Annotated in this window: 4 protein-coding genes; all 4 read right to left on the reverse strand. The window is 64.9% G+C overall.

The window, feature by feature from the left end; all coding sequences use genetic code 11:
* A partial coding sequence (locus tag AC24GY_RS29275) for a HEAT repeat domain-containing protein (protein ID WP_487690376.1) occupies positions 1-1,969 on the reverse strand: 1,969 nt, incomplete at its 3' end.
* Between the two features lie 68 nt (positions 1,970-2,037).
* Positions 2,038-3,636 carry a hypothetical protein gene (locus AC24GY_RS29280; RefSeq protein ID WP_487690379.1) on the reverse strand — a complete coding sequence of 533 codons (1,599 nt, stop codon included), beginning with the start codon at positions 3,634-3,636 and terminating at the stop codon, positions 2,038-2,040.
* Between the two features lie 204 nt (positions 3,637-3,840).
* Entirely contained in the window at positions 3,841-5,691 is a 1,851-nt protein-coding gene (locus tag AC24GY_RS29285) for a hypothetical protein (RefSeq protein ID WP_487690381.1), read from the reverse strand.
* 74 nt (positions 5,692-5,765) lie between these two features.
* Positions 5,766-6,039, reverse strand: a 274-nt coding sequence (locus tag AC24GY_RS29290; RefSeq protein WP_487690383.1) for a hypothetical protein, incomplete at its 5' end; no start/stop codon positions are given.

Here is a 6,039-nt window from a genome sequence, read left to right on the forward strand (position 1 = left end):
CGTCTGTGATGGGATGAAGGCCGGAAACAGCGAGCGTCCTGTAGATGGCAAGGCGGAGGGCGAAGTCCGGCTCTGGCTGGTGCAGCAGGGCGACGAGGAGCTGCTGCATGTGCAGCGGGAGTTTGTCTCCCATTTGCGCCAGGGCATAGGCGGCGTCCCAGGGCGTCTGGCGCGTGCCTGCCTGATGCAGGATGACGCCGAGCAGCGCGGTCTGCGCCTCAGGGGGCATCTTTTCCCCGAGGTTTCCGAGGGCGGGTACGGCGTGCTCGATCGGGAACTCGTCCGGCATGCCGTCGGTGTTTGCGGCGGGGGCTGGTGGACTCTCTGCTGTGGGGGCGGGTGGAGAGACTGAATTCGCTGCGGCTGCGGGAGGTGCGACGGCGGCGGGAGATGCTGCGCTGGGCCCAAAAGGATCTGTGGCAGGTGGAGGTGGCGCTGCTGGGGAAGGCGTGGGGCTGGGCCCAAAAGGGTCTTTGCCCGGAGTCGGTGCGACAACGGGCTGAGAAGGATCTGGGGCGGAGGAACGAGCCCTGCCGACGACGGTGTTCCTTTCGACAATGCCCACCAGCACCGGCCCTGCCTCGGGAGGCATGTGCGGGCCCAGCTGCTCCATGGCCAGCAGTACGCCGAAGCGCAGGCTGTGTTCCAGGTCCTTGTTTTGCAGCAGCAGGAGCAGCGCCTGCTTTGACTCCGGGCTGATGCCTGCACCCAGATGCCCGAGCGTCTCTGCGGCGAGTCTCCGCGCCTGGAGGATGGCTTTTTCATCCTGCACGCAGGCCAGCAGCACGCGCTGCACTTCTGGCGGCAGTTCGCCGCGCTCTGCGAGCGGCTGAAAGAAACACCCGGCGATGCTCTCCCGCGTGGCGTCGCTGGCGGTGGTGCTTTGGAATTCGGCGAGGAGTGAGTGGTGCACTGCGGGGCTGGCATGCGCGCCTGCTTTTGCCAGGATGCGCAGCTCAGCGCCAGGGAGGTCGCTTTCTGGCGTGGATCCGAAGTCTTGCGGCTGCGGTGGCTGCGGGGCGTGCGCGGATTTGAGAAAGCGGTCCAGCAGCGCCTGCTGAAAATCCGGGGGCAGGCCCAGCGCCTCCGCCACCTGCTGGTCAAACAGGGCGTGGTATTTTCTGGCATCCTCGTCAGTCTTTGCAGGCGGCGTCCCGGCATACGCGGCCAGCAGCGCCTGCCGCACCTCCGGCGGCATCTGCGGCCCGAGGCGGCCCAGGGCCTCTGCGGCGGTGCTGCGCAGAGTGATGTCCGCGCGGGCGTTTCCCAGCAGGCCCAGCATGAGCTCCCGCACCTGCGGCGGCATGTGCGGCCCCAGATGGGCCAGGGCCTTCGCGGCATAGATGCCTGTGCCTGCGGCTGTCTGCGGGTCTTTCACCAGGGCCAGCAGCGCGTCCAGTGTGGCGGGTGCCATGGCCGCGCCGGTCTGGCCCAGTGCCTGGCAGATCTGCAGATGGAGCTCATAGTCCAGGGGGGCTTCGTCGAGGGCGGCCACCAGTTCCAGCTGCACTTCGGGGATCATGCCAGCGCCCAGTGGCAGCAGTCCCCGGGTGGCGGCCTGCCGCACCTGGGTGTCTGCGTCCAGGGGCTTGCGCAGGCTGGCGAGCGCGCGCTGCACCTCCGCCGGCATCTGCGCGCCGAGTTGTCCGGCCGCCTCCGCCGCCAGCGCCTTCACTTCCAGATTCTCGTGCCCCAGCCACTTCAGCCACTGCGCGGTGGGGAAGTGAAGCTGCGCCACCCACTTCTTGCGCAGGCAGTAGTCCAGCGCGTGATACTGCACCACAAAGTCAGGATCTGTCAGCGCCGCCTCGATGCCGGCCTGCTGCCATGTGGCGGGCTGCTTTTCCGGCGGCATTCGCGGCATGGGTTCAGATGCCAGGGCTGTGAGGTGCATGCCGGCCAGCGAGGCCAGTGCGATGAAGCCGCCGCGCAGTGCTGCGCGCGTCTGAAGGGTGGTGGGGTGGCCCATGCTGCTGGATGCTGATAAGAAGCGGATGGTTTGCAATCTCAAACTGGCGCCACCTGCGCTGCGGCTGCTCACCAGCCGTTGGGAATGACTTTCTTTCTCGCTTTATCCAGATGCTCCCGCGTGACGCCATGCCCCAGAGACTTCAGCACGGGGCCGAAATCGTAGTCACCATATTTGGTGCCTTTGGGGATGATCAATCCATTGTTGATGTGCTTGGAGTCTTCCTTCTTCTTTTGCTCCAGCCAAAACATTTCGGCAATCTCATCCGGAGACAGGGTGGAATTTTCGCCGATCCTGGCCCCGATCTCGGCTGCCGTGTGCTCGGCATTGACGAGGTGTCCCCCGCGCATGGCTTCATTTTCTTTGAATTCCTGACCTTGATCGCTCTTGTTTTGCAATGGCAGGACTTGATGCAGCGCATCTCTTCCCGCCTGGACGGCCTTGTCGATCGTCTCCTTCTTCTTCGGGTCTTCTCCTTTTTTGGCCAGCTCTTTGAGTGTGTTGTAATACACCGCCTGCTGGATGGCATGGGCAAGCTCGTGGGACATGGTGGCGCCTGTCATGTCGCGCGTATTCACGCTGATGACGATGGTGCCGTCCGCTTGCAGGGTGGTGTTTGCCTGGCCTGCAATCTTCGGCACGATTTTGATCTTGTTGGGCAGCCCCTTGACGGCATTGAGCAGGGCCGCAGATGAGGGAGAGTCTTTCAGCTCCCGCTCCATGGCTGAGCGGACCGTCGCTGCGAATGGCGTGTTTTTGTCATCATCCACCGTCATGTTTGACCGTCCGTTTTGAGGTCCGGTGGTCGAAGGGGCGGGCGGGCTTGATTGGGCTGGGGGTGCCGGGGTGAAATTTGGTTTCTGCTGTGGCGGCGGTGTCTTCGTGTCGCTCTTGCCGCCTGTGTCTGGCTTGGGTGTGTCTTTCCTGGGCGGAGGCGGCGCCAGAGGATCTTTCCTGCCTGAAGCATCGGGCTGCATGAGCGGGATCTGCGGATTGCCAGGTGACTGGCTCGCGGCAGCGAGGGTCTGGAATGGCGGAGGTGAGGATGGCCCGCCTTGAGTGCGATCAACAAGATCGTGGAGCTCAGCCTTGCCGGTCAAATCTTGAGGCCGGCCGGTCGCGGCGGTTTGGAAGCCGGGCGTCAGGCGTCTTTCAAAGAGGCGGCCATAGGGCAGGGCAGGCCTGTTGCCTTGAGCGGGGGCCTTTTCGGTGGAGGCGTCTTGGGCGGGGGTTCCCCATGCTTTGGGGCCGGGACGATTCACGCCGGCGCCGGGTGCATCTTCATCAGGGGGCGGCGCGGGCAGATCCTTGGCGGAAAGGCGCGGCATATACCATGGTCGGCTGTCTTCTGGTTCGTGAGATCCGGTGTCAGATTCGGGGGCGTCATCGTGGTAGGGGTAGGCTTCTGCCTCGGGCGGTGGTGGGTCATCCTGATCCTCCGGTTCGGCATGCGGTCGTGGGCGTCCGACGGGAATGGCGGGGCGTGTGGAGAGCGGGTCTGAGAAGTCTGCCTGGGCACGCACGGGCTGGGGCAGGTGGCTGAAGGCGCGGACGCCGCCGGCGCGGGGCATGGGCTGCATGACGTCGTCTTCCTCCTCGTCTTCAAGGTGGTCAGGGCGGCGGACAAGGGATTCAGGAAGGTGGGAGGTGGAGAAGATGAAGGCCATGGGGAAAGTCTTGGGCCTGGATTTTTGGATGCAAGTTAAATAATACCAAAAGATGGTATGAAATGATTTATCATGAAGTGCGAGTGGTGATCATGGAGGGATGTGCGGCGTCAGCGGCTCAAGGCCGCGGCCGGCGCTGCGTGAAATGCGTGCGCGACATGACTCCGCTGGTTTCCTGGTGTGGCTGCAGTCAGGCCAGTATGCTCACTTCGCTGCGGGTCGCAGGGTGAGCTGGTGGCGGGCGTGGGCAAAGGCGGCATCCATGCGCGCCAGCAGTTCAGCGGCTTTGAGGTCGGGGCGGTCTTTGTCACGGATGTTGCGCAGGACGTGGTCGCGCACGGGTTCCCAGACGGGGGCGAGCTGCTGGAGGAGGACGAGGTTCATGGGTCTGCCTTCTCCGAGCTGCGGGTGGGCCCAGAGTTCTTCGAGGTAATAGAGCTGACGTGTGGCGGGGATGTCGTCCAGATTGGGATACGCGTGCAGGAGGTCCACGGTGTGCAGAAGGGCGGCGGGGTCGCTGATGGCGTGGAGCACCTCCAGGACGAGTTCGTCGTTTTTGCCTGTGGGGTTCCGGTAGTCGCTTGCCATGCGGATGACCAGGGAGCGCAGCACCTCCTCCTGCCAGTGGCCGTAGGAGGCCGGGCTGGGCAGGAGGGCGTACTGCTGGTAAAGCTGGTTCAGCGACAGCGCGGCGCGGCAGGTCATGTGAATGCGGTGCTCTGCCTCCTGCGCGTCTTTGCCTTCGCCGTCATAGAGGGGGGTGATGCGCTCCTCGGTCACCTCCGGCTCCAGCAGCGCGGCCATCTTGCGCGCCTCCTCCAGCGGGATGAGGCAGGGCTTTTCGTGGCACGCATCCACGAGCGCTTCCATGGCTCCTTCGCTCACCTCGTGCGCGGGATCGTGCAGGAGCTTGCGGTACAGGTCTGGGTCGATGCCGCCGGACACCATTTCATCTGCGGCGGAGATGCGGTCCTGCGGCGCTTTGCTGGTGGTCAGGCGCAGGAGCTCGGCGCTCCGCTGCTGCTGCTCCTGCGGGGAAAGCGGCGGCAGGGCAGGCGGTGGCTTCGGAGTTTCTCCGGGCTCTGCGGTAGCGGGTGCTGGCAGGGAAGGAGGTGCGGCCTGCGGCTTTGTCTGCGGTGGCGGCGCAGGCAGCTTTTTTCCCGCCGTCTGAACGGCCTCCGCGTAATAGCCGAGGAGCAGGGCGGCCTGCTCCTTGTCCTGCCCTTCCTTCATGGGGTCCAGGATGCGGGTGCGCAGCGAGTGCAGGCGGGGGGCGATGTGCGTGAGGAGCAGGAGATGCAGGGGCCTGTCATGACTCAGCAGATCGTGGTAGGACCACAGCACCCGCAGCGTCTCAAGCAGGACGGGTGACGGGATGTCCGGGGCGTCGAGCTTTTGCATCATCACCGGCAGGGCCTCGCTGAGGAGTGCGGGATCTCTGAGCAGCCGCAGCACGTTCATCATGCAGGCATGGAGCTGTTCTGAAAAAGGGCGCTGAGCACCGGCGGCGGCGAGGAGGAGCGGCATCAGCACACGGCGCTGCCAGCCTGCGTAGGCGGCCGGGCTCTGCTGCAGGGGCTCATAAAGATAAAGCTGGTTCAGCGTCTCTGCGGCAGTGATGATCAGGCCGGACTCGTGGTCTTTCACATGTCCCGGCTGAAACGCGGCGCGGATGCGCTCTGGCGTGACCTCCTCCTCCAGCATGGCGGCCATCTTCTGCGCCAGCTCTGCGGAGAGCGGCCGGTCTGCGTGCGCGGTGCAGGACTCCGAGGTCATGGCGCCGATGGCCATCAGCCGCACGCCGGGGGCGGGGTCGTTCATGAGCTGCCATAGCAGCGCGTAGTCCATGTACGTGTCAGCGAGCTGCTCCACGGCGGAGCGTCTGTCAGCCATGCTGCTGCTGGTGGCGAGGCGCCAGATCTCGGCACGCGCTTTGATTTCCTGCTCAGTCATTTCTCTGGCGGCCTGCCCACGCATGAGCTGGACACCGCCCATGCCGAGGAGCAAGGCCAGGAGAAGATGGCGGAGGAGGGGCTTCTGAATGGCGAGGTTCATGGAATTGGGAAGGCTATGCCGCAGGCTGGCTGGAGCACGGGGGCGATGCAATGCATCCGGCCATGCTTGTCATCTTACTTTTCACCCGCCTTCAGCGCGGACTGCACAGCGCGCAGGGCGGTGGCGCAGTCAGGGGCGGGGTCTGTGGCAAGCTGGGTGGCGAGGGGGTGCAGGGCTTTGCGCAGGGGCTCGTCCAGCGGGTGGGATTTCAAATGGGTGTTGAGGATCTGGTGCGTGCGCCGGGCCATGGCGTGGCGCAGTGCGGTGTGTGTGGCATCGGCGCCAGCACTGTGCGGCCAGAGGCGGGAGATGAGGGGCAATATTTCCTGCGGCGGGGTGTTTTCCAAA

This window comes from Prosthecobacter sp. Pr1 (assembly GCF_057652315.1).

Excerpts from the sequence above, each read along its gene's own strand:
- AC24GY_RS29280 (WP_487690379.1), bottom strand. The coding sequence starts at position 3,636 with ATGGCCTTCATCTTCTCCACCTCCCACCTTCCTGAATCCCTTGTCCGC.
- AC24GY_RS29285 (WP_487690381.1), bottom strand. The coding sequence starts at position 5,691 with ATGAACCTCGCCATTCAGAAGCCCCTCCTCCGCCATCTTCTCCTGGCC.